Source organism: Qipengyuania sp. GPGPB31, from assembly GCF_038396345.1.
In the GTDB taxonomy this organism is placed as follows: Bacteria; Pseudomonadota; Alphaproteobacteria; order Sphingomonadales; family Sphingomonadaceae; genus Qipengyuania; species Qipengyuania citrea.
This window is the reverse complement of record NZ_CP149572.1, coordinates 672058-691554: the sequence shown is the minus strand read 5'-3', so window position 1 is coordinate 691554 and position 19497 is coordinate 672058. Positions and strand designations below refer to the sequence as shown.

At 66.1% G+C, this 19497-nt stretch carries 16 protein-coding genes and 1 pseudogene; 9 read left to right on the top strand and 8 right to left on the bottom strand.

The window, feature by feature from the left end:
- Positions 1–35: 35 nt before the first annotated feature.
- The 5 genes from WKH79_RS03590 to WKH79_RS03570 all read right to left on the bottom strand — a co-directional run bounded on the left by WKH79_RS03590 (position 36) and on the right by WKH79_RS03570 (position 5322).
- Positions 36–1262, bottom strand: a complete 1227-nt coding sequence (locus WKH79_RS03590) for a diguanylate cyclase (protein ID WP_341859627.1) — start codon at positions 1260–1262, stop codon at positions 36–38.
- A 217-nt stretch (positions 1263–1479) separates the two neighbouring features.
- Complete coding sequence (locus WKH79_RS03585; RefSeq protein WP_341859626.1) at positions 1480–3285, bottom strand: acyl-CoA dehydrogenase C-terminal domain-containing protein; 1806 nt, start codon at positions 3283–3285, stop codon at positions 1480–1482.
- A 51-nt stretch (positions 3286–3336) separates the two neighbouring features.
- Positions 3337–3795, bottom strand: coding sequence for a MerR family DNA-binding transcriptional regulator (locus WKH79_RS03580; RefSeq protein ID WP_050600563.1), 459 nt, complete (start codon positions 3793–3795; stop codon positions 3337–3339).
- A gap of 32 nt (positions 3796–3827) precedes the next feature.
- Positions 3828–4160 carry a phosphoribosyl-AMP cyclohydrolase gene (gene hisI / locus WKH79_RS03575; protein WP_063506527.1) on the bottom strand — a complete coding sequence of 111 codons (333 nt, stop codon included), beginning with the start codon at positions 4158–4160 and terminating at the stop codon, positions 3828–3830.
- Between the two features lie 388 nt (positions 4161–4548).
- Entirely contained in the window at positions 4549–5322 is a 774-nt protein-coding gene (locus tag WKH79_RS03570; RefSeq protein ID WP_341859625.1) for a ComF family protein, read from the bottom strand.
- Between the two features lie 55 nt (positions 5323–5377).
- Here WKH79_RS03570 and WKH79_RS03565 point away from each other — a divergent pair, with 55 nt between their 5' ends.
- Complete coding sequence (locus tag WKH79_RS03565) at positions 5378–6136, top strand: methyltransferase domain-containing protein (RefSeq protein WP_341859624.1); 759 nt, start codon at positions 5378–5380, stop codon at positions 6134–6136.
- 8 nt (positions 6137–6144) lie between these two features.
- Here the strand turns inward: WKH79_RS03565 and ppdK are convergent, their stop codons facing one another.
- From ppdK to WKH79_RS03550, 3 genes are all read right to left on the bottom strand, one after another.
- Complete coding sequence (ppdK, locus tag WKH79_RS03560; RefSeq protein WP_341859623.1) at positions 6145–8811, bottom strand: pyruvate, phosphate dikinase; 2667 nt, start codon at positions 8809–8811, stop codon at positions 6145–6147.
- 57 nt (positions 8812–8868) lie between these two features.
- On the bottom strand, positions 8869–11088 hold the full coding sequence (glyS, locus tag WKH79_RS03555; protein ID WP_341859622.1) for a glycine--tRNA ligase subunit beta: 2220 nt from the start codon (positions 11086–11088) through the stop codon (positions 8869–8871).
- 114 nt (positions 11089–11202) lie between these two features.
- On the bottom strand, positions 11203–12102 hold the full coding sequence (locus WKH79_RS03550; protein ID WP_050600567.1) for a glycine--tRNA ligase subunit alpha: 900 nt from the start codon (positions 12100–12102) through the stop codon (positions 11203–11205).
- Between the two features lie 141 nt (positions 12103–12243).
- On the opposite strand from WKH79_RS03550, the gene WKH79_RS03545 reads away from it, so the two are divergent.
- The 8 genes and pseudogenes from WKH79_RS03545 (at position 12244) to WKH79_RS03510 (ending at position 19472) form a co-directional block, all read left to right on the top strand.
- The gene (locus WKH79_RS03545; protein ID WP_341859621.1) at positions 12244–13179 is read left to right on the top strand and encodes a TraB/GumN family protein; all 936 of its coding nucleotides are present in this window, start codon (positions 12244–12246) and stop codon (positions 13177–13179) included.
- A 53-nt stretch (positions 13180–13232) separates the two neighbouring features.
- Positions 13233–14147 (top strand): TraB/GumN family protein, encoded by a 915-nt coding sequence (locus WKH79_RS03540; protein WP_341859620.1) that lies wholly within the window; start codon positions 13233–13235, stop codon positions 14145–14147.
- 129 nt (positions 14148–14276) lie between these two features.
- Positions 14277–14964 (top strand): annotated as a pseudogene (locus WKH79_RS03535) (50S ribosomal protein L25/general stress protein Ctc).
- Positions 14965–15051: 87 nt separating this feature from the next.
- Positions 15052–15621 (top strand): aminoacyl-tRNA hydrolase, encoded by a 570-nt coding sequence (gene pth, locus WKH79_RS03530; RefSeq protein WP_050600570.1) that lies wholly within the window; start codon positions 15052–15054, stop codon positions 15619–15621.
- Between the two features lie 115 nt (positions 15622–15736).
- Positions 15737–15949 carry a PEP-CTERM sorting domain-containing protein gene (locus tag WKH79_RS03525; protein WP_341859619.1) on the top strand — a complete coding sequence of 71 codons (213 nt, stop codon included), beginning with the start codon at positions 15737–15739 and terminating at the stop codon, positions 15947–15949.
- Positions 15950–16029: 80 nt separating this feature from the next.
- Positions 16030–17025 (top strand): SDR family oxidoreductase, encoded by a 996-nt coding sequence (locus WKH79_RS03520; RefSeq protein ID WP_341859618.1) that lies wholly within the window; start codon positions 16030–16032, stop codon positions 17023–17025.
- A 64-nt stretch (positions 17026–17089) separates the two neighbouring features.
- Entirely contained in the window at positions 17090–18190 is a 1101-nt protein-coding gene (ychF, locus tag WKH79_RS03515) for a redox-regulated ATPase YchF (RefSeq protein WP_050600573.1), read from the top strand.
- A 10-nt stretch (positions 18191–18200) separates the two neighbouring features.
- On the top strand, positions 18201–19472 hold the full coding sequence (locus WKH79_RS03510; RefSeq protein ID WP_341859617.1) for an ectonucleotide pyrophosphatase/phosphodiesterase: 1272 nt from the start codon (positions 18201–18203) through the stop codon (positions 19470–19472).
- The last annotated feature ends 25 nt before the right edge of the window (positions 19473–19497 follow it).

Below are 19497 nucleotides of genomic sequence, written 5' to 3'. Positions count from 1 at the left end.
CTACCGGAATTGCGCCGCGAGGTCCGGGAGCAGGCTTAACCGAAAGATTGGACCAATCGGTCGGATGGGGCGGCAAATTCCGCCGCTTCAGCGTTGGGCTTGACGGACCGCAGGCGTGGAGCGGCACAGACCGTGTCACGCCCGGCCGCTTTCGCTTCGTAAAGCGCCAGGTCGGAGCGGCGGCAAAGATCCGAAAGCCGCTCGCCGAATTGCAATTCAGCCACGCCGAACGACGCGGTAACCGCGGGCGCGTGGTCGAGCCGCACCGGCAGGTCCCGCGCCACCGCCCAACGCATCCGTTCGGCCAGAGCCTGGGCCTGCGCAGTGGTGCGCCCCGGCAGGAGGATGGCGAATTCTTCGCCCCCCAGACGCGCGACCAGATCGTCGCTTCCCACCGTATCGTCCAGCAGCCCGGCGAGATCGGCAATCACCCTGTCGCCTGCCGCGTGGCCGAAACTGTCGTTGATGGCCTTGAACCGGTCCAGATCGAGCGTGATCAGCGACAGGGGCTGGTCGGTCCGCCGGGCCCGGACCACCGCCCGATCACCATGCGTTTCGAAGCCGCGCCGATTGAGGGCGCCGGAAAGCGGGTCGGTTTCCGACCGGGCGATCATTTCCATCGTCGTGTCGCGCATGATGACCAGCAGCAGCACCAGCGCGAGTGCGATCAGGACCACCGATCCCATCGTCTGCGAGATCGCCGCATAATCGGAAGCGAGATAGGCTTGCGCGTGGTCCGCAGTGCCGATCCACCAGGCAATCGCGGGTTTGGTCAGGTAGACCAGCACCGCGAGGGCGCCGACCGCGACCAGCAGCCGGTCGAGCGCCAGCTTACCGCCGGACCGCACGACGACCGCGACCATCAGCACCTGCATTGCCGCATAGGGGAGCTGGTAGAGGAGCGTCCGCAGGGCCGAGCCGTACGGCAGTCCGAGCATGACGGGGACGAAGGCCAGCCCGGCAAGCCAGACGATCGCGGTGGCGGACCGGGGCAGCGCTGCGCCATAATGCCGGGCGACGCCGATCAGGCCGCAGGTCAGCGCCGCCAGATAGCTGACATAGATCGCCACCACGACCGGAGTGGGCTGCGCCAGCAAGGGCAGGATGAACTCCAGCGCCACATCGATCACGCCAATGCCATAGGCCGCCGCTAGCCATCGCGCGCCGCGAACCGTCGGGTTGGTCGACGCCACCACGGTGAACGCAACCGCGAACAGGGCGGCGATGAACATGTTGATGCTGAGTACGAACGCGGCTGTCATAGGCGGGATATCCGAGAAAGGTCTTCCCTAACCGGCAAGTCCGAAATCTTGGTAAACGCAGGCATGTTCGGGCGCGCTGATTTGCTCCGCAGGCGGTGCGTGCCGGGCCGACGCGGCTGCGATCACCACTGCGGAACCCTGCGCAAGCCCCTGCCAGGCAAACAAAAAGGGCCGGGGACTGGATCGCCCCCGGCCCGTCATGCCTTCCTGCGGAAGGTTAAGCTGCGGTCGCGAACGCGTCCTCGTCCAGCGCCATCAGGCTTTCGCTGCCCGCTTCGAGCTTGCGGCGCAGCGCGCCGGCGTCGGGCAGGTAGCGGTCCATGTAATAGCGCGCGGTCGCGATCTTGCCTTCGTAGAAGGCCTTGTCCTCGCCGCCTGCGGCAAGCGCGGCCTGCGCGACCTTCGCCATGCGCAGCCACATCCAGCCCAGCGTCACGATGCCCATGATGTGCATGTAGTGATGGGCGCCTGCGCCAAGATGATTGGGGTTCTGCATCGCGTTCTGCATGAACCACATCGTCGCCGCCTGCTGCTGGCCCAGCGCCTTTTCGATCGCTTCGGCCATCGGGGCGAGCGTATCGTCGCCCTTGGCGTCGGCGATGTCGTCGCCCACCACCTTGAAGAAGGCCTGGATTGCCGCGCCGCCCTTCTGCGCCAGCTTGCGGCCGCACAGATCCATCGCCTGCACGCCATTGGTGCCTTCGTAGATCTGCGCGATCCGGGCGTCGCGGACGAACTGGCTCATGCCCCATTCCTCGATGTAGCCATGGCCGCCGAAGACCTGCTGCATGTTGGTGGCGACTTCATAGCCCTTGTCGGTGCCGTAGCCCTTGATGACCGGGGTCAGCAGCCCGATCAGCATGTCGGCCTGTTCGCGCTCTTCCTCGGTCTTGGCCTTGTGGGTCAGGTCGACCTGCAGCGCGCCCCACAGGCACAGGGCCCGCATGCCTTCGGTGAAGGCCTTGGCGTCCATCAGCATGCGGCGCACATCGGGGTGCACGAAGATCGGGTCGGCCTGCGCCTCGGGTTCCGCCGGGCCGGTCAGAGCGCGGCCCTGCCGGCGATCGAGCGCATAGGCGACCGCGTTCTGATAGGCGACCTCGGCCTGGCTGAGACCCTGGACGCCGACGCCGAGACGCGCAGCGTTCATCATGATGAACATCGCGGCGAGGCCCTTGTTCTCCTCGCCCACGAGCCAGCCCTTCGCGCCATCGTAATTGAGCACGCAGGTGGCGTTGCCGTGGATGCCCATCTTGTGCTCGATCGAACCGCAGACCACGCCGTTGCGCTCGCCGATCGAGCCGTCGTCGCCGACGAGGAACTTGGGCACGACGAACAGCGAGATGCCCTTGCTGCTGTCGGGTGCGCCGGGGGTCTTCGCCAGCACGAGGTGGATGATGTTCTCCGCCATGTCGTGTTCGCCGGCCGAGATGAAGATCTTGGTCCCGGTGATCGAATAGCTGCCGTCGGCCTGCGGTTCGGCCTTGGTCCTGATCATCCCCAGATCCGTCCCGCAATGCGGCTCGGTCAGGTTCATCGTACCGGTCCATTCGTTGGAGATCATCTTGGGAAGATACTTCTCCTTCTGCTCCTGGCTGCCCTTGGCGAGCAGCGCGGAGACCGCCCCGTTGGTCAGGCCGGGATACATGCCGAAGGCCTGGTTGGCGCTCGACACGAATTCCTCGAAGGCGAAGCCGAGGACATGCGGCATGCCCTGCCCGCCGAATTCTTCGGGCTGCGACAGCGTGCCCCAGCCCGCTTCGCGGAACTGGTCGAAAGCTTCCTTGAAACCCTTGGGCGTGGTGACCGAACCGTCTTCGTGGCGGGTGCAGCCTTCCTGGTCGCCCGACTGGTTCAGCGGGGCGAGCACTTCGGCGCAGAACTTGCCGCCTTCGTTGATCACCGCATCGGTGACATCGACGCTGGCGGCCTCGAAGCCGGGCAGGTCGGCATAGCCGGCGAGATCGAGCATCTCGTTGATGATGAAGCGGGCGTCGCGGGTCGGCGCGGTGTAACTGGGCATCTGCGTGTCCTTAGGGTTGGGGGGTGTCGGTTGTAGGGGCCTTGCGGCACATCATTCGGTTTCGAGCCGTTCGATCTGGTCGATGAACTCGGTCAGATCGGTGATCGAGCTGTCGATATCGTCACGCTGTTCCTTCAGCTTGGCGACATGCGCCTTGCACTTCTCGATCGTGACGCGCCGCTGTTCGACCCGGCCATCGCCAAGATCGTAGAGGTCGATCATCTCGCGGATCTCGGTCAGCGAGAAGCCCACGTTCTTGGCGCGCATGATCCACGCGAGACGGGCGCGATCGCGCTTGGAATAGATGCGGGTCAGGCCGATCCGCGAAGGCGCGATCAGCCCCTCGTCCTCGTAGAATCGCAGCGCACGCGCGGTGCAGCCGAATTCGCTGGTAAGGTCCGAGATCGAGTATTGTTCGCGCCCCAGCTCGTCGGGCCGTTCGATATGTGCGCCGGCGTGGCGGCGATCGCTGGTTTGCGCACGAGGATCGTTGGGCAGCGGCTGTGTCATGCCGCGTGCATAATGGAACGTTTACGTAAGCGTCAAGTCTTGACGGGTTGGAGAACGTCACCGACGAGTTCGCGGTAGAAACAGCTTGGCGCCCCCGTGTGGCAGGTCGGCCCCGCGGGGGTGCACGACAGGACCAGTGCGTCCTGGTCGCAGTCGACAAAGATCCGTTCGACCCGCAGGACATGGCCCGAAGTCTCACCCTTCTGCCAGAGCTTCCCGCGCGAGCGCGAATGGAAGTGCGCGAGGCCGGTTTCGCGCGTCGCAGCCAAAGCCTCGGCATCCATGAAGCCGACCATCAGCACCGCCTGCGTCGCATGGTCGACGACCACCGCGGTCAGCAATCCCTTGTCGTCGAACTTGGGCATGAAGTCGCTGCCGGCTTCCCGGTCGGTACGCTCACTCACTCTCTCGGCCTTTCACATCAGAAACTGCGCGCCCTGTTGTTGCAAGATAACCACAAAGTCGACCCAAAATCGGACATTGTTGCAAATGCCTGTTTGATGATCGCGAAGTTTCGGGAACATATGCGGCGCAGGCAAGTGAGGCCTGCCCACCGGAACAACGGTGCCATCAGAGCGCCAGGGTTCAGGGGGTCACCGGGTTCGCTGCCGCGATCGAGGGGTTGCGGCGCATCCGGGAACGATGAGGGATGGATCCGAGGTGCATGCTGGGGGGCTGCACCATGCCGCAAGGCCGGTCCGGTTATATTCGTCACGTGGCGCCCGGGATCGCAAGATCCCGGGCGTTTCGTTTCTACCGCGCGCTATCGGTCCTGCGCGCGTCGCGCGCTTCGTCGAGCACCCTCGCAAAACACGCGATGATTACGCTGCGGGCGCCGCCCCGCTTGAGCGCGCGGACACAAGCGGTGCTCGTCGCCCCGCTGGTCAGCACATCGTCGACCAGGATGACATCGGCATCCGAGATCATGCCCGCGCGCGCGGGGTGCAGCGTGATCGCCCCGCTCAGCGTGCGGGCCCGTGCCTTCTTTCCCAATCCGCCCAGCGGCGGCGTCGGCCGATTGCGGACAAGGGCGTCGACGCACAGCGGGCCATGACCGAGCTGGTGCAATTGGCGGCCAAGCAAGGCGGCCTGGTTGAAGCCGCGCTGCCAGATCCGCCTGCGGTGCAGCGGCACCGGTACGATCACCCGGTTGCCCATTGCCGGCGGGAGGCGCACCGCGATCAGCCGCGCGAGCAAGGGGGCCAGCGCGATCCGGCGACCGTGCTTGTACGCCAGCACCAGCTTGCGCGCCGTATCGGTATAGAGCGTGCCCGCCGCGATCCCGTCGTGGAGCGGAGGCGTAGCCAGGCAGACCGCACAGGATGCCCCCTCCCCCGGCCCGGTGCTGGCGAACGGGCGCTGGCAGGACACGCAACAAGGTTCCGACGGGATCGACAGGTCCTCCCAGCAGGCGGCGCACAAACCGCCCTGTTCGCCCACGCCCCCGCCGCATGCTGGGCAGCGTGGGGGATAGACGAAATCCAGCACGGGCGCGAAGCTGGCGCGCAGGAGGCGGCTTGTCGACACCTTGCAATGGTGCGCCGCTTGCACGGCGCTGGCAAGCGCGGCAGGGCAATGGGCGATGAACAGCCATGCTCCCCCGCGCATCTTTTCCCGCCAGCGCCGGATTGCCGGGTTGCGCCGCGCGCGCGTTCGCCAGGCACACCGCGATGCCGCGCGTTACCTGCTCGACGACATGGTCGAGGACGTGCTCGACCGGCTCGAATTCATCCGCCTGTCGCCCGGCCGCGTGCTGGTAATCGGCGACTGGACCGGTACTCTCGCGCTTTCGCTGCGCGGCGCGGGGGCCGAGGTCGACGAACACGATGCCGCCAGCCTGGACGAGGAACGTCCACTCGACGGCGGCCCCTACGACCTGATCGTCAGCCTCGGATCGCTCGACCGGGTCAACGATCTGCCCGGCGCGCTGCTCCATTTGCGCAATGCGCTGGCCGACGACGGACTGATGATCGCCAGCTTTCCCGGTGCGGGCAGCCTGCCGCACCTGCGGCGGGCGATGCTCGCCGCAGAGCCCGATCGGCCCGCGGCGCGGATGCATCCACTGATCGACAACCAGGCCGCTGCCGGCCTGCTTCAGCGCGCGCTGTTCAAGCGCCAGGTGGTCGACAGCCATACGCTCACGGTGTCGTTCGGAGGGCTGCACCGGCTGGTGTCCGACCTGCGCGACCAGGGCTTGGGCAGCGTGCTGGCCAGCGCCGCCCCGCCGCTCGGCAAGGCCGCGCTCGAACGCGCCGAACACGCCTTCATGAAGCAGGCGAACAACAAGGGCCGCGTGCTCGAAAGCTTCGAGATCCTGACGCTGACTGGCTGGAAAGACTAGCGAATTGCCTAGCGCAGGCTGGCCTGTGCTGCCGCGAGCCGCGCAATCGGCACGCGATAGGGCGAGGCGCTGACGTAATCGAGCCCGGTCTTCTCGCAGAAGGCGATGCTGGCCGGGTCGCCGCCATGTTCTCCGCAGATGCCCAGCTTGAGCCCGTCGCGCGTCGCGCGCCCGCGTTCGGCGGCGAGTTCGACCAGCTGGCCGACCCCGTCGATGTCGAGGCTGACGAAGGGATCGCGCGCGAAGATGCCCTTGTCGACATAGGTCGTCAGGAAGCGGCCCGCATCGTCGCGGCTCACGCCCAGCGTGGTCTGTGTCAGGTCGTTGGTGCCGAAGCTGAAGAATTCGCCCACTTCGGCGATTTCGCCCGCCATCAGCGCGGCGCGCGGCAGTTCGATCATCGTGCCGACGAGATATTCGAGCGTCGTCCCGGTGGCCGTGAACACTTCCTTGGCCACGCGGTCGACGACATCCTTGAGCAGTTCGAGTTCGCGCCGCGTGGCGACCAGCGGGATCATGATCTCGGGCACCGGCGCATCGCCGCTGTCCACGGCGACCTGGCAAGCGGCCTCGAAGATGGCGCGCGCCTGCATCTCGTAGATCTCGGGATAGGTGATCCCGAGCCGGCAGCCGCGATGGCCCAGCATCGGGTTGAATTCATGCAGCTCGCCCGCGCGGCGGCGCAGCTTTTCGATATCGACACCGGTGGCGCGCGCGAGGTCTTCGAATTCGCCATCGCCATGCGGCAGGAATTCATGCAGCGGCGGATCGAGCAGGCGGATCGTGCACGGCAGGCCCGCCATGACTTCGAAGATCGTCACGAAGTCGCTGCGCTGTTCGGGCAGAAGCTTGTCGAGCGCGGCGCGGCGGCCGGCTTCGCTATCGGCGAGGATCATCTCGCGCACCGCGCTGATGCGGCCGGCATCGAAGAACATGTGCTCGGTGCGGCACAGGCCGATGCCTTCGGCACCGAACTGGCGCGCCATGCGGCATTCGGTCTCGGTTTCGGCATTGGTGCGCACGCGCATCCGGCGGTGCTTGTCGGCCCATTCCATCAGCGTGCCGAAATCGCCCGCCAGTTCGGGTTCGATGGTGGCGACTTCGCCCGCCATCACCTGTCCGTTAGCGCCGTCGATGGTTATGACATCGCCTTCCTTGAGCTCGCGGTCGCCGATCGTCAGCGTGCGGCCTTCGCGCGCGATCGACACCTGCGATGCGCCCGACACGCAGGGGCGGCCCATGCCGCGCGCCACCACAGCGGCATGGCTGGTCATCCCGCCTCGCGCGGTGAGGATGCCGGTGGCGGCATGCATGCCGTGAATATCCTCGGGGCTGGTCTCGACGCGCACGAGCACGACCTTCTCGCCGCGTCCGGCCCACAGTTCGGCAGTGTCCGCATCGAGCACGATCTTGCCGCTGGCCGCGCCGGGCGAGGCCGGCAGGCCGGTGGTCAGCACGTCGCGCGGCGCTTCGGGATCGAGCGTCGGGTGGAGTAGCTGGTCGAGCGCCATCGGATCGACGCGCAGGATCGCGGTCTTCTCGTCGATCAGCCCTTCACCGACCATGTCGACCGCCATCTTGAGCGCCGCCTTGGCGGTGCGCTTGCCGTTGCGCGTCTGCAGCAGCCACAGCTTGCCCTGCTGAACGGTGAACTCGATGTCCTGCATGTCGGTGTAATGCCGCTCGAGCAGGTCGAACACGCGCGCAAGCTCGGCAAAGGCTTCGGGCATGGCTTCTTCCATGCTCGGCTTGTCCGCTCCGGCCATCTCGCGTCGCGCCCTGGTGAGGTATTGCGGCGTGCGGATGCCCGCGACCACGTCCTCGCCCTGCGCATTGACCAGCCATTCGCCGTAATAGGCCTTCTCGCCGGTCGAGGGGTCGCGGGTGAAGGCGACGCCGGTGGCGCTGGTATCGCCCATATTGCCGAACACCATCGCCTGCACATTGACCGCGGTGCCCATGTCATGCGGGATGTCGTTGAGGCGGCGGTAGATCTTGGCGCGCTCGGTATCCCAGCTGTCGAACACCGCGCTGATCGCGCCCCACAACTGCTCGACCGGGTCCTGCGGGAACGGCGCGCCGAGCTCGCGCTCGACGATCGCCTTGTATTCGGCGACCAGCACCTTCCATTCTTCCGCGCTCAACTCGGTATCGGCGTAATAGCCCTGGTCTTCCTTGGCGATTTCGAGCGCTTCCTCAAACAGGCCGTGATCGACGCCGAGCACGACATCGCCATACATCTGGATGAAGCGGCGGTAGCTGTCCCAGGCGAAGCGTTCATCGCCGCTGGTGTTGGCCAGCCCGGCGACGGTGTCGTCGTTGAGGCCGAGGTTGAGCACGGTATCCATCATGCCGGGCATCGACACTGCGGCGCCCGAGCGGACCGAGACGAGCAGCGGATCGGCGGCATCGCCGAAGCCCTTGCCCACGGTCTTCTCGACATGGTTCAGCGCGGCGGCGACATCGCTGCGCAGCTTGGCGGTGAAGTCGCTGCCGCCGGCGAGATAGGTGAGGCATTCCTCGGTCGCGATGGTGAAGCCCGGCGGGACCGGCAGGCCGATGCTCGCCATTTCGGCGAGGTTGGCGCCCTTGCCGCCGGTCACGGTCTTGTCCTTCTGCCTTGCATTCGTATGCGGCGCGTTCCCGCCGAAGGTGAAGACCGTGTCGTTACTCATCAAGGCAATTCCTACAACTTGGACCACATGGACCACGGTCCATGGAGCAATAATTCATCAGCCCTCGATGCGGCTGAAATCGGCGACTTTGTGCACCGCAGCACGGAAGCGCGCAAGCAGGTCGAGACGGTGCGCCCGCTTGTTTTCTTCATCGGCATTTACCGTCACTTCTTCGAAGAAACGGTCGATCGGCGCCCGCAAAGCGGCCAGTGCGGCCATGGCGGCGGAAAAGTCTTCATCTTCAATGGCTCGGCTCGCTGCCGGTTCCGATTTCGCAAGCGCATCCATGAGCGCCTTTTCGGCCGGTTCGGCCGCGTAGGAAAGCTCGCTGGCGTGGCGCTGCTCCATCTTGGCCGCGACCACTGCCTTCAGATCGGGATCGTCGACGATCGCCAGCGGGTCTTCCTCGCCGGTCCGCGCGATTTCGCCTTCGGCGCCGTGCCAGTCCTCCTTCTTGAGGATATTGGCCGCACGCTTGTAGCCGGCGAGCAAATTGGCGCCGTCTTCGCTGTCCATGAAGGACTGGAGCGCATGCACGCGGGCAAGCAGGCGGACAAGGTCGTCCTCGCCGCCAAGCGCGAAGACCGCGTCGATCAGGTCGTGGCGGACACCTGCTTCGCGCTGCTGGACCTTGAGCCGGTCGGCGAAGAAGTCGAGGAGGTCGCCTTGGGCAACGCCGAAACGAAGGTCGTTGTCCTGTACGATGCGGATAACACCCAGCGCCGCACGACGAAGTGCGAAGGGGTCTTTCGATCCGGTGGGCTTCTCATCGATCGAGAAGAAGCTGCGCAGCGTATCCAGCTTGTCCGCCAAGCTCACCGCCACCGTCACCGGTGCGGTCGGAACGTCGTCGCCCTGCCCCACCGGCTTGTAGTGATCGCGGATCGCGTCGGCGACGGAATCGGGCAGGCCCTCGGCGCGGGCGTAATAGCCGCCCATCAGGCCCTGTAGCTCGGGAAACTCGCCGACCATTTCGGTGACGAGGTCGGCCTTGGCGAGCCGCGCGGCCTGTTCGGCCATGTCGGCGAGGTCTTCCCGGCTCAAGCCGTCACCCCCGCGCAGGCGGGGGTCCAGCTGGCCTGAATTGCCCGTACCACCGCCGTTATCTGGGTTCCCGCCTTCGCGGGAATGACGGGTGTTGGGTTTGACGATTTCTTCCTCGACCAGCCAGCGCGCCAGCTTGGCCACGCGGTCGACCTTGTCGGCCACGGTGCCCAGCTTCTCGTGGAAGGTGATCCGCTCCAGCCCCTTGGCGTGCTCGGCGAGCGTTTTCTTGCGATCGACGTCCCAGAAGAAGCGCGCGTCGGACAGGCGCGCGGCGAGGACCTTGCGGTTGCCGTCGACCACGCGCGCGCCGCCATCCTCCGCCTCGATATTGGCAGTGCAGATGAACGCGTTGGCGAGTTCGCCCTTCTCGTCCTCGCAGACGAAGTACTTCTGGTTGACGCGCGCGGTCAGCTGGATGGTCTCGGGCGGGACCTCGAGGAAATCCTCCTCGAACCGGCCGAGCAACGGAACGGGCCATTCGGTCAGGCCCGCGTTCTCGATCACCAGCCCCTCGTCCTCGACGAGGCGGAGGCCGGCTTCGCTGGCAACCTTGCTAGCGCCCGAACGGATCAGGTCCTGCCGTTCCTCATGGTCGACGATGACGTGACCCGCGCGCAGCTTCATCGCATAGTCGTCGGCATTGCCGATCGTGATGTCGCCCGAGTGGTGGAAGCGGTGCCCAAGCGTCACCGCACCGCTGGTGACGCCATGCACTTCGCAGTCGACCACTTCGTCGCCCAGCAGCGCGACGATGCCCGACAGCGGGCGCACCCAGCGCAAGGATTCGGTGCTGATCGAGGCGCCGCCCCAGCGCATCGACTTGGGCCAGCTGAAGTCGCGGATAATCGCGGGGATCGCTTCGGCGAGCAGGTCCGCTGTCGCGCGGCCGGGTACGTTCTTCACTGCGAAATAGGTTTCGCGGCCCTTGACCTCGCGCGTTTCGAGATCGGCCTTGGCGACGCCCGCCTTGCGGCAGAAACCGTCGACCGCCTGATCGGGCGCGCCGACGGGCGGCCCCTTCAATTCTTCGCTGACAGCCTCGGTCGCCAGCGGCAGGCCGCGCGCGATCAGCGCAAGGCGGCGCGGGGTCGACCAGACGGTGACCTCGCCCGCTTGGACACCGGCGGCGTCCATTTCGCGGCGGAACAGCTTTTCGAGTTCGGCGCGCGCGCCAGCCTGCATGCGGGCGGGGATTTCTTCGCTGCGCAGTTCGAGGAGGAAATCAGACATTCGCCACCTCCGTCGCCCCTGCGCAGGCAGGGCCCCAGATAAGCGCGTTGGCGAGCTCCTCAGAGGGCAGATAGGCTCCTGCCTGCTTAGGAGCGACGGGAGCGGGTAAACGGATCATTTCGACCACTCCGGATATTTCTCGGCCCAGGCGGGCGCTTCCTTTGCCATATGCGCTTCGCAGCTCCCGCGCGCGAGGTCGCGGACGCGGCCCATGTAGCTGGCGCGCTCCTGCACGCTGATCACGCCGCGGGCCTGCAACAGGTTGAAGATGTGGCTTGCCTCCACCGCCTGTTCATAGGCGGCGATCGGTACGTCGTTGGCGAGCGCGTTCTTGCACTCGGCTTCGGCCTTGTTGAACAGGTCGAACAGCGCGTCGGTCTCGGCGACTTCGAAGTTCCATTTCGACATCTGCTTCTCGTTCTCGAGGAAGACGTCGCCGTAGGATACGCCGCGATCGTTGAAGGCGAGATCGTAAACGTTGTCGACGCCCTGGATATACATCGCCAGGCGCTCGAGTCCGTAGGTCAGTTCGCCCGCCACCGGCTTGCAGTCGAACCCGCCCATCTGCTGGAAATAGGTGAACTGGGTGACTTCCATCCCGTCGCACCAGACTTCCCAGCCCAGACCCCAGGCCCCCAGCGTCGGGCTTTCCCAGTCGTCCTCGACGAAGCGGATATCGTGCTTGAGCGGATCGATGCCGATCACTTCGAGGCTCTTGAGATAGAGGTCCTGGATGTCGGGCGGGCTCGGCTTCAGGATCACCTGGTACTGGTAATAATGCTGCAGCCGGTTGGGGTTTTCGCCATAGCGACCGTCGGTCGGGCGGCGGCAGGGCTGGACGAAGGCGGCGTTCCATGGCTCGGGGCCGAGCGCGCGCAGCGTCGTCGCGGTGTGGAAGGTGCCTGCGCCCATGCGCATGTCGTAGGGTTGCAGGATGAGGCAGCCCTGCGCGCTCCAGAAATCGTGCAGCGCGAGGATCATGTCCTGGAAGGAATTTTGCGGATTGCGGTCCATGGCGCGGGGCAATGGCGCAAGGTGTTTCACCGGTCAATGCCGCAGCGCGGCGCGCTTCCCCGGGCAATATGCCAGCGCGGCTTGGCAAGCAGCCCCAAGCGCCGGTATCCCGCAACGCCCAACCGAACGGAATCATCGCGCATGCCCATATCCAAGCTACGTCCGGCGCTGCTGTCGCTCGCCCCGCTGGCCTTCGTCCTGCAGGGCTGCGCCAGCTACCCCGCGACCGAAAGCCCCACCCCGCCGCCCGCCCCCGTCGCCGAACCGCCGGCGCCCGCGGGCCCGGGCCTGTGGAAGGTCGCCGACGAGGACACAACGATCTATCTGTTCGGGACCGTGCACGCGCTGCCCGAAAGCGTCGAATGGTACCGCGGGCCGATCGAGCAGGCGCTCGCGCAGACGCAGGAACTGGTGACCGAGATCCCCAGCGGCGCCGCGCTCGATCCTGCAGCGCAGCAGCAGGTGATGACGAAGGCGCTGCTGGCCGACGGGCGCACGCTGCGCGACCTGCTGGGCGAGGATGATCGCGCGAAGTTCGAAGCCGCGCTGGCCGGGATGAACATGCCGCCCGCCGCCTTCGACCAGTTCGAACCGTGGTTCGCGGCCATGACGCTGTCGATCGTCCCCCTGCTCCAGGCCGGCTACAAGGCGGAGAGCGGGGTCGAGATGAAGCTGGAGGAACTCGCCCCGGCCAGTGCGGCGCGCGGCGCGCTCGAAACGCTCGAATGGCAGATCGAACTGTTCGACACGCTGCCGGTGGAATCGCAGGTCGCCTTCCTGATGGTCTCGGCCGACAATATCGACGACATCGTCCCGATGATGGACCGCATGGTCGAAGAATGGCTCGATGGCGATGCCGACGGGCTGGCCGCGCTGCTCAACGAGGGGCTGACCGATCCGGTGCTCGCCAAGGCGCTGCTCTACGATCGCAACGAGCGCTGGGCCGAATGGATCGATACGCGGCTGGATGAGCCCGGCACGGTGTTCGTTGCCGTGGGCGCGGGGCATCTGGCGGGCGCGATGAGCGTGCAGGACTATCTCACCGGCCGCGGGCTGGCGGTGACCCGCGTGCAATAGCTGTCCCATCGTCGGACCGCGGGCTTTTCCCGGCTTGCGCGGCCGCGCGTTCCATGCAGACAGGCCTTGTGACGTTTCGCTTATCCTCCCGGCCTGCCCGCGTACTCGGCCTTGCGCTGGCGCTGCTGCTTGCCGCTTGCGACAGCACGCCCGATGCCGCCAAGCCCGATGGGCCGCACCCCGCATTGTGGGAAATCACCGATAGCGCGGGCGCAGTCGAGGGATGGCTGTTCGGCACGATCCACGCGCTGCCCGACGGGGCCAAGTGGCAATCGCCGCGGCTGACCGAAACGCTTGGCGATGCCGACATGCTGGTGGTCGAAGTGGCCGATCTCGGCAATGGCGAGGACCTGTCGAAGCTGTTCCAGCAGATGGCCTTCGACCGGCGCGAGGGGCCGGTGATCGAGCGGATCGATCCCGCGCTGCGCGGCGAATTCGAGGAACTGCTGGTCAAGGCCAAGGTCCGCCGGAGCTATTTCGACCCGATGGAAAGCTGGGCTGCGGCGCTGGCGCTGGCGCAGGTCGCGCAGACAAACAAGGCGGAAAACGGCGCCGACCGCGTGCTGCTGGCCGCCTTCGACCAGCGCGAGGTCGTCGAACTCGAGGGCGCGCGCGCGCAACTGGCCATCTTCGATACGTTGCCCCAGACCGAACAGCGCGACCTCCTCAATGCCGTGATCGAGGAAGCGCGCGAATATGGCGACAAGGGCGATACGCTGGCCAACGCCTGGCTGGGCGGCGACACCGACCGGCTGATCGAGCTGACGCGGCGCGGGATCCTCGCCGACCCCGAACTTGCGCAGGTCCTGCTGTATGACCGCAACCGGTCCTGGGCGGCGCAGATCGAGAACCTGCTTTCCGCCAGCGAACGCCCACTGATCGCGGTGGGCGCGGGCCACCTGCTCGGCGAATGCGGTCTGCCCGCCCTGCTCGAAAGCCGCGGCTACACCGTCAGCCGCCTCGAATAGCGCCGCCCGGCAGGCGATGCCGCTTGCTTTTCACGCCCGCCCTGCGTATGCGCGCGCCCTTCGGCACCATGGTCATCCCTGGAGGCGTGGTGGACCGAGCAACCAAATAGCATTCGAAAGGTAAGTGCCATGAGCGACGCTCTGACCCTGCCGGCCGAGGCGCGTGAACGGGCTGGCAAGGGAGCCTCCCGTCAGCTGCGCCGTGAAGGCCGTGTCCCCGCCGTGATCTACGGCGGCAAGGAAGACCCCATTATGATCCACGTCGAGGAGAAGGAACTGGTCAAACAGCTGATGACCGGTCACTTCATGAACTCGATCGTCGAGGTCGAAATCGGTGGCAAGAAGGTCAAGACGCTTCCCAAGGACGTCGCTCTCAACCCGGTCACCGACCGTCCCGAGCACGCCGACTTCTTCCGCCTCGCCAAGGGCGGCAAGATCGAAGTTTCGGTCCCCGTCGTGTTCCTCAACGAGGAAGCCAGCCCCGGCCTGAAGAAGGGCGGCGTGCTGAACGTGGTCCGTCACGAGCTGGAACTGGTCTGCGACAACGACAAGATCCCCGGCGAGATCGAAGTCGACGTCACCGGCAAGGAAGTCGGCGATTCTGATCCACATCAGCGAAGTGCAGCTGCCCGCCGGCAGCGAAAGCGCGATCACCGATCGCGACTTCACCATCGCCACGCTGGTTGCTCCCTCGGCGCTCAAGAAGGCCGAAGGCGATACCACGCAGGACGGCGAAACCGATCCGCAGGATGTCCCCGCCACCGAACAGGGTGTCGACGAGGACGCTGCGCAGGAACAGGCAGACAAGAGCGAGTAATCGCCTCTTGCCTCACCGCAACGAAGCGCCGGTCCCGCGAGGGGCCGGCGTTTTGCGTTTGGCCCCATCCTCGCTAGAGGACCCTGCATGCAGATCTGGACAGGCCTTGGAAATCCCGGACCGAAATATGCCATGAACCGGCACAATGTCGGCTTCATGGCGGTCGACGTCATCGCGGCGATGTACGATTTCGGCCCGGTCCAGAAGAAGTTTTCCGGCTGGGCGCAGGAAGGCCGGATCGGCACGCACAAGGTGCTGCTGCTCAAGCCCGCGACCTTCATGAACGAAAGCGGCCGCGCGGTGGGCGAAGCGCTGCGGTTCTACAAGCTCGAACCCGATGCGCTGACGGTGTTCCATGACGAGCTCGACCTTGCCGCCTTCAAGGTCAAGGTCCGCATGGGCGGCGGGCTGGCGGGCCATAACGGGCTGCGGTCGATCAACCAGCACCTTGGCCCCGATTTCCGCCGCGTGCGGATCGGCATCGGCCACCCCGGATCGAAAGAGCGCGTCCACGGCCATGTACTGGGCAATTACGCCAAGAGCGAAATGGACCCGCTGGCCGACATGTTGGCGGCGATGGCGGCCGAAGCCGAATGGCTGGCCAAGGGCGACGACGCCCGCTTCATGAACGATATCGCGCTGCGCCTGCAGGACTGAAGCGGCAACAAGTCGAAATGTCCCGGTCGGAGACAATCGTGCAAAGACGGTTCGAAAAGTTCGAATGTTCCATTATCGCCGCATTCGAATAATTCGGGGATCATTCATGCGCCTGTTGCAGACAGCACTTCTCACCGCCAGCCTGCTGGTCACGGCCACTTCCGCGGCGGCGATGACCCGCCCGCCCAGCGATTCGGGTGGCGGAAACGGGAGCGGCGGAACTGCGGTTCCCGAACCGGGCGCGTTGGCGATGATGGGGACCGGTATCGCGGGCTACGGTGCCGCAGTGTCGCTCTACCGGCGCAAGAAGCGCAAGCGGGGCGGCTAGCTTCGGTCCGGCGCGGCGGCTTCCGAACCGCTGGCCAATCGGGGCATTTGGCGGCATGCTTCCGCGGAAGGGAGACTGCCATGCCTGATTTGACCCGCCGCACCCTGCTTGCCGGAGCCGCCGCTACCGGGGCGCTTGCCGCCACTGCCGTCCGGGCGCAGGACGACAAGCTGATCCCCGCGCCCGACCTGACGGGCAAGGCGATCCTCATCACCGGTTGCTCATCGGGCTTCGGGCGCCTCGCCGCCGAACATTTCGCCCGCGCCGGAGCGACTGTCTTCGCCACCATGCGCAACACGCCGCGGCCCGAGGCCGAAGAGCTGATGCAGCTGGCGCGCGACGAATCGCTCGATATCCGCGTACTTCGGCTCGACGTGCTGCTCGATCACGAGGTCAGCGAAGCCGCCGCCAGCGCCGAGCGCGAAATCGGGCGCGGGCTCGACGTGCTGGTCAACAATGCCGGGATCGGCATCACCGGCCCGGTCGAAGTCCAGGACATGGAAGCGACCAAGCTCGCCTTCGATACCAATGTGCTCGGCTACCACCGGCTGGCCCGCGCGGTGCTGCCCGGAATGCGCGCGCGCAAGCAGGGCCATATCTTCGCTGTGTCGAGCCAGCTCGGCCGGGTCATGGTACCCTATACCGGGCATTATTCGGCGACCAAGTTCGCCGTCGAGGCGATGTTCGAACAGCTCGCTTACGAACTGGTCCCGCACAATATCGGCGTGACCGTGATAGAGCCGGGTGGCTACCCGACGCAGATCTGGGTCAACCGCAACCGCTATTCGCAACAGCTCAAGGACCGCGCCGACCAGACGCATCTGGAGGGGTACCCGCAGATCGTCGCGGGCATGGGAACGGCGGACGGTTCGGGCCGCAGCGCCGATCCGATGGATATCCCGCGCGCGATGATGCGGGTGCTGGGCATGGTCCCGGGGAGCCGGCCGGTACGCCTGCCGGTGAGCGGCGGAGCGATCCCGCAGACCGCGATCAACGAGGTCAGCGCCAGGACGCAGGTCGGCTGGCTGGGCGAAAGCGGCTACGGCCCGCTGATCAAGGCGGTGCACAACGTCTGACGCTCTGGCTATTCGCGTGCGGCGCGGCTAAGGCGCGCGCCACACACATATACCGGAGTTTCTGATGGGTTTCCGCTGCGGGATCGTCGGCCTGCCGAATGTCGGCAAGTCCACCCTGTTCAACGCACTGACCGAGACGCAGGCCGCGCAGGCCGCGAACTATCCGTTCTGCACGATCGAGCCGAATGTCGGCCAGGTCGCAGTGCCGGACGAGCGGCTCGACAAGATTGCCGCGATCGCCAAGTCGGCCAAGATCCTGCCGACGCAGCTGGCCTTCGTCGATATCGCCGGACTGGTCAAAGGCGCGAGCCAGGGCGAAGGGCTGGGCAACCAGTTCCTCGGCAATATCCGCGAAGTCGATGCGATCGTGCATGTGCTGCGCTGCTTCGAGGATGACGACATCCAGCACGTCGCCAACAAGGTCGACCCGCTGGCCGATGCCGAAGTGGTCGAGACCGAATTGCTGCTGGCCGATCTCGAAAGCCTCGAGAAGCGCGTTCCCGCTGCCGCCAAGCGTGCCACCAGCGGCGACAAGGAAGCCAAGCTGATGGCCAGCGTGCTCGGCCAGGCGCTCGAGCTGCTCAAGGACGGCAAGCCTGCGCGGCTGACCGAGCCCAAGGACGAGGAAGAGGCCCGCGTCTTCCGCCAGGCCCAGCTGCTGACCGCCAAGCCGGTGCTCTATGTCTGCAACGTCGCCGAAGAAGACGCTGCCAGCGGCAATGCGCTGTCCGAGCTGGTTTTCGCCAAGGCCAAGACGGAAGGCGCCGAAGCTGTGGTGGTCTCGGCAGCGATCGAAGCCGAACTGGTCGCGATGCCGGTCGAAGATCGCGGCGAATTCCTCGCCGAACTGGGGCTGGAAGAATCGGGACTGAGCCGGGTGATCCGCGCGGGCTACAAGCTGCTCGGCCTGCAGACCTTCTTCACCGCCGGTCCGAAGGAAACGCGCGCCTGGACTTTCCCCACCGGGGCCAAGGCACCACAGGCCGCGGGCGAGATCCACACTGATTTCGAGCGCGGGTTTATTCGCGCTGAAACAATTGCCTACGATGATTACCTTGCACTGGGCGGAGAAAGCGGTGCGCGCGAAGCGGGCAAGCTGCGCCAGGAGGGCAAGGAATATCTGGTACAGGACGGGGACGTCCTGCTGTTCAAGTTCAACGTCTGAGGTCACTTCCATGAACCGGATTGCCGCCGCCCTCGCCCTCGGTCTTGCCAGCGTGCTGGGCGGCTGCGCCGTCTATGCCGATGCGCCAGCCGCCAGCATGGCGGTGGCCCAGCAGCGCGAACCGGTAACGATCCTGGTATCGATCGACGGCTTCCACCCGAACTATCTCGAACGCGGGCTGACCCCGACGCTCTCGCAGTTGGCCAGCGACGGTACGCGCGCGGCGATGCGGCCGTCCTTCCCGACCAAAACCTTCCCCAATCACTGGACGCTGGTGACCGGCCTGGTGCCCGATCATCACGGCATCACCGCCAACCGCATGGAAGATGCCGCGCGCCCCGACGATCCCTTCACCATGGCCACGGTCGATCCCTATTGGTGGAGCGAAGCCAAGCCGGTCTGGGTCGAGGCCGAGGAAGCGGGCATCCGCAGCGCCGCAATGTTCTGGCCCGGCTCGGCCGTGGCCTGGGGCGGAACGGCAGTGCGCTACGGCCCGGTGACCGATGGGACGATGGCCAGCGACTGGCAGGCCTTCAGCATGCAGGTTTCGAACACCCAGCGCGTCAATTCGGTGCTCGACTGGCTGCGCCGGCCGGCCGAAATCCGGCCCGAATTCGTCACGCTCTATTTCGACACGGTCGACAGCGCTGGCCATGGCGCCGGGCCGGCTAGCGAGGAAACCGACGCCGCGCTGCGCGATATCGACGGGCACATCGCCAGTCTCGTCGCCGGGCTCGAGACGCTGGGCCAGCCCGCCAACCTGGTGATCGTTTCGGATCACGGCATGGCTGCGACAGGTTCGGACCGGGTCATCGCGCTGGCCGATATCGTCGATCCGGCGCTCTACCGGCTGGTCGAAGGCGGCGCCTATGCGACTTTCCAGCCCACCGAAGGCAATGCTGCGGCGCTCGAGGCGGCCCTGCTGCGCGATCACGCGCATATGGAATGCTGGCGCAAGGGCGAGATCCCGGCGCGCTTCCAGTACGGCACGCATGATCGCATCCCGCCCTATCTGTGCCTGCCCGATACCGGCTGGACGATTTCGGCCACGGCGCCGGGCGCACAGTGGAGCGGCGGCAGTCACGGATACGATCCCTTCGCGCCGGAAATGGCATCGTTGTTCATTGCCCACGGGCCGGCCTTCCGCAACGGCGTGACGCTGGACGGCTTCCAGAACACCGCGGTCGCGCCGCTGCTGCGCCATCTTGTCGGCTTGCCGCAGGCAGCACGCTCGGATGGCGACCTGGCCGATGTCCGCGGTGCTCTCGCCCAGCAAAATTAAGCGCCGGGCGGAACGAGACCGCCCC

Bases quoted from the DNA above. Each gene is read 5' to 3' on its own strand.
- WKH79_RS03590 (WP_341859627.1), bottom strand. From the start codon at position 1,262: ATGACAGCCGCGTTCGTACTCAGCATCAACATGTTCATCGCCGCCCTG.
- WKH79_RS03585 (WP_341859626.1), bottom strand. From the start codon at position 3,285: ATGCCCAGTTACACCGCGCCGACCCGCGACGCCCGCTTCATCATCAAC.
- WKH79_RS03580 (WP_050600563.1), bottom strand. From the start codon at position 3,795: ATGACACAGCCGCTGCCCAACGATCCTCGTGCGCAAACCAGCGATCGC.
- hisI (WP_063506527.1), bottom strand. From the start codon at position 4,160: ATGCCCAAGTTCGACGACAAGGGATTGCTGACCGCGGTGGTCGTCGAC.
- WKH79_RS03565 (WP_341859624.1), top strand. From the start codon at position 5,378: ATGAACAGCCATGCTCCCCCGCGCATCTTTTCCCGCCAGCGCCGGATT.
- ppdK (WP_341859623.1), bottom strand. From the start codon at position 8,811: ATGAGTAACGACACGGTCTTCACCTTCGGCGGGAACGCGCCGCATACG.
- glyS (WP_341859622.1), bottom strand. From the start codon at position 11,088: ATGTCTGATTTCCTCCTCGAACTGCGCAGCGAAGAAATCCCCGCCCGC.
- WKH79_RS03550 (WP_050600567.1), bottom strand. From the start codon at position 12,102: ATGGACCGCAATCCGCAAAATTCCTTCCAGGACATGATCCTCGCGCTG.
- WKH79_RS03545 (WP_341859621.1), top strand. From the start codon at position 12,244: ATGCCCATATCCAAGCTACGTCCGGCGCTGCTGTCGCTCGCCCCGCTG.
- WKH79_RS03540 (WP_341859620.1), top strand. From the start codon at position 13,233: ATGCAGACAGGCCTTGTGACGTTTCGCTTATCCTCCCGGCCTGCCCGC.
- pth (WP_050600570.1), top strand. From the start codon at position 15,052: ATGCAGATCTGGACAGGCCTTGGAAATCCCGGACCGAAATATGCCATG.
- WKH79_RS03520 (WP_341859618.1), top strand. From the start codon at position 16,030: ATGCCTGATTTGACCCGCCGCACCCTGCTTGCCGGAGCCGCCGCTACC.
- ychF (WP_050600573.1), top strand. From the start codon at position 17,090: ATGGGTTTCCGCTGCGGGATCGTCGGCCTGCCGAATGTCGGCAAGTCC.
- WKH79_RS03510 (WP_341859617.1), top strand. From the start codon at position 18,201: ATGAACCGGATTGCCGCCGCCCTCGCCCTCGGTCTTGCCAGCGTGCTG.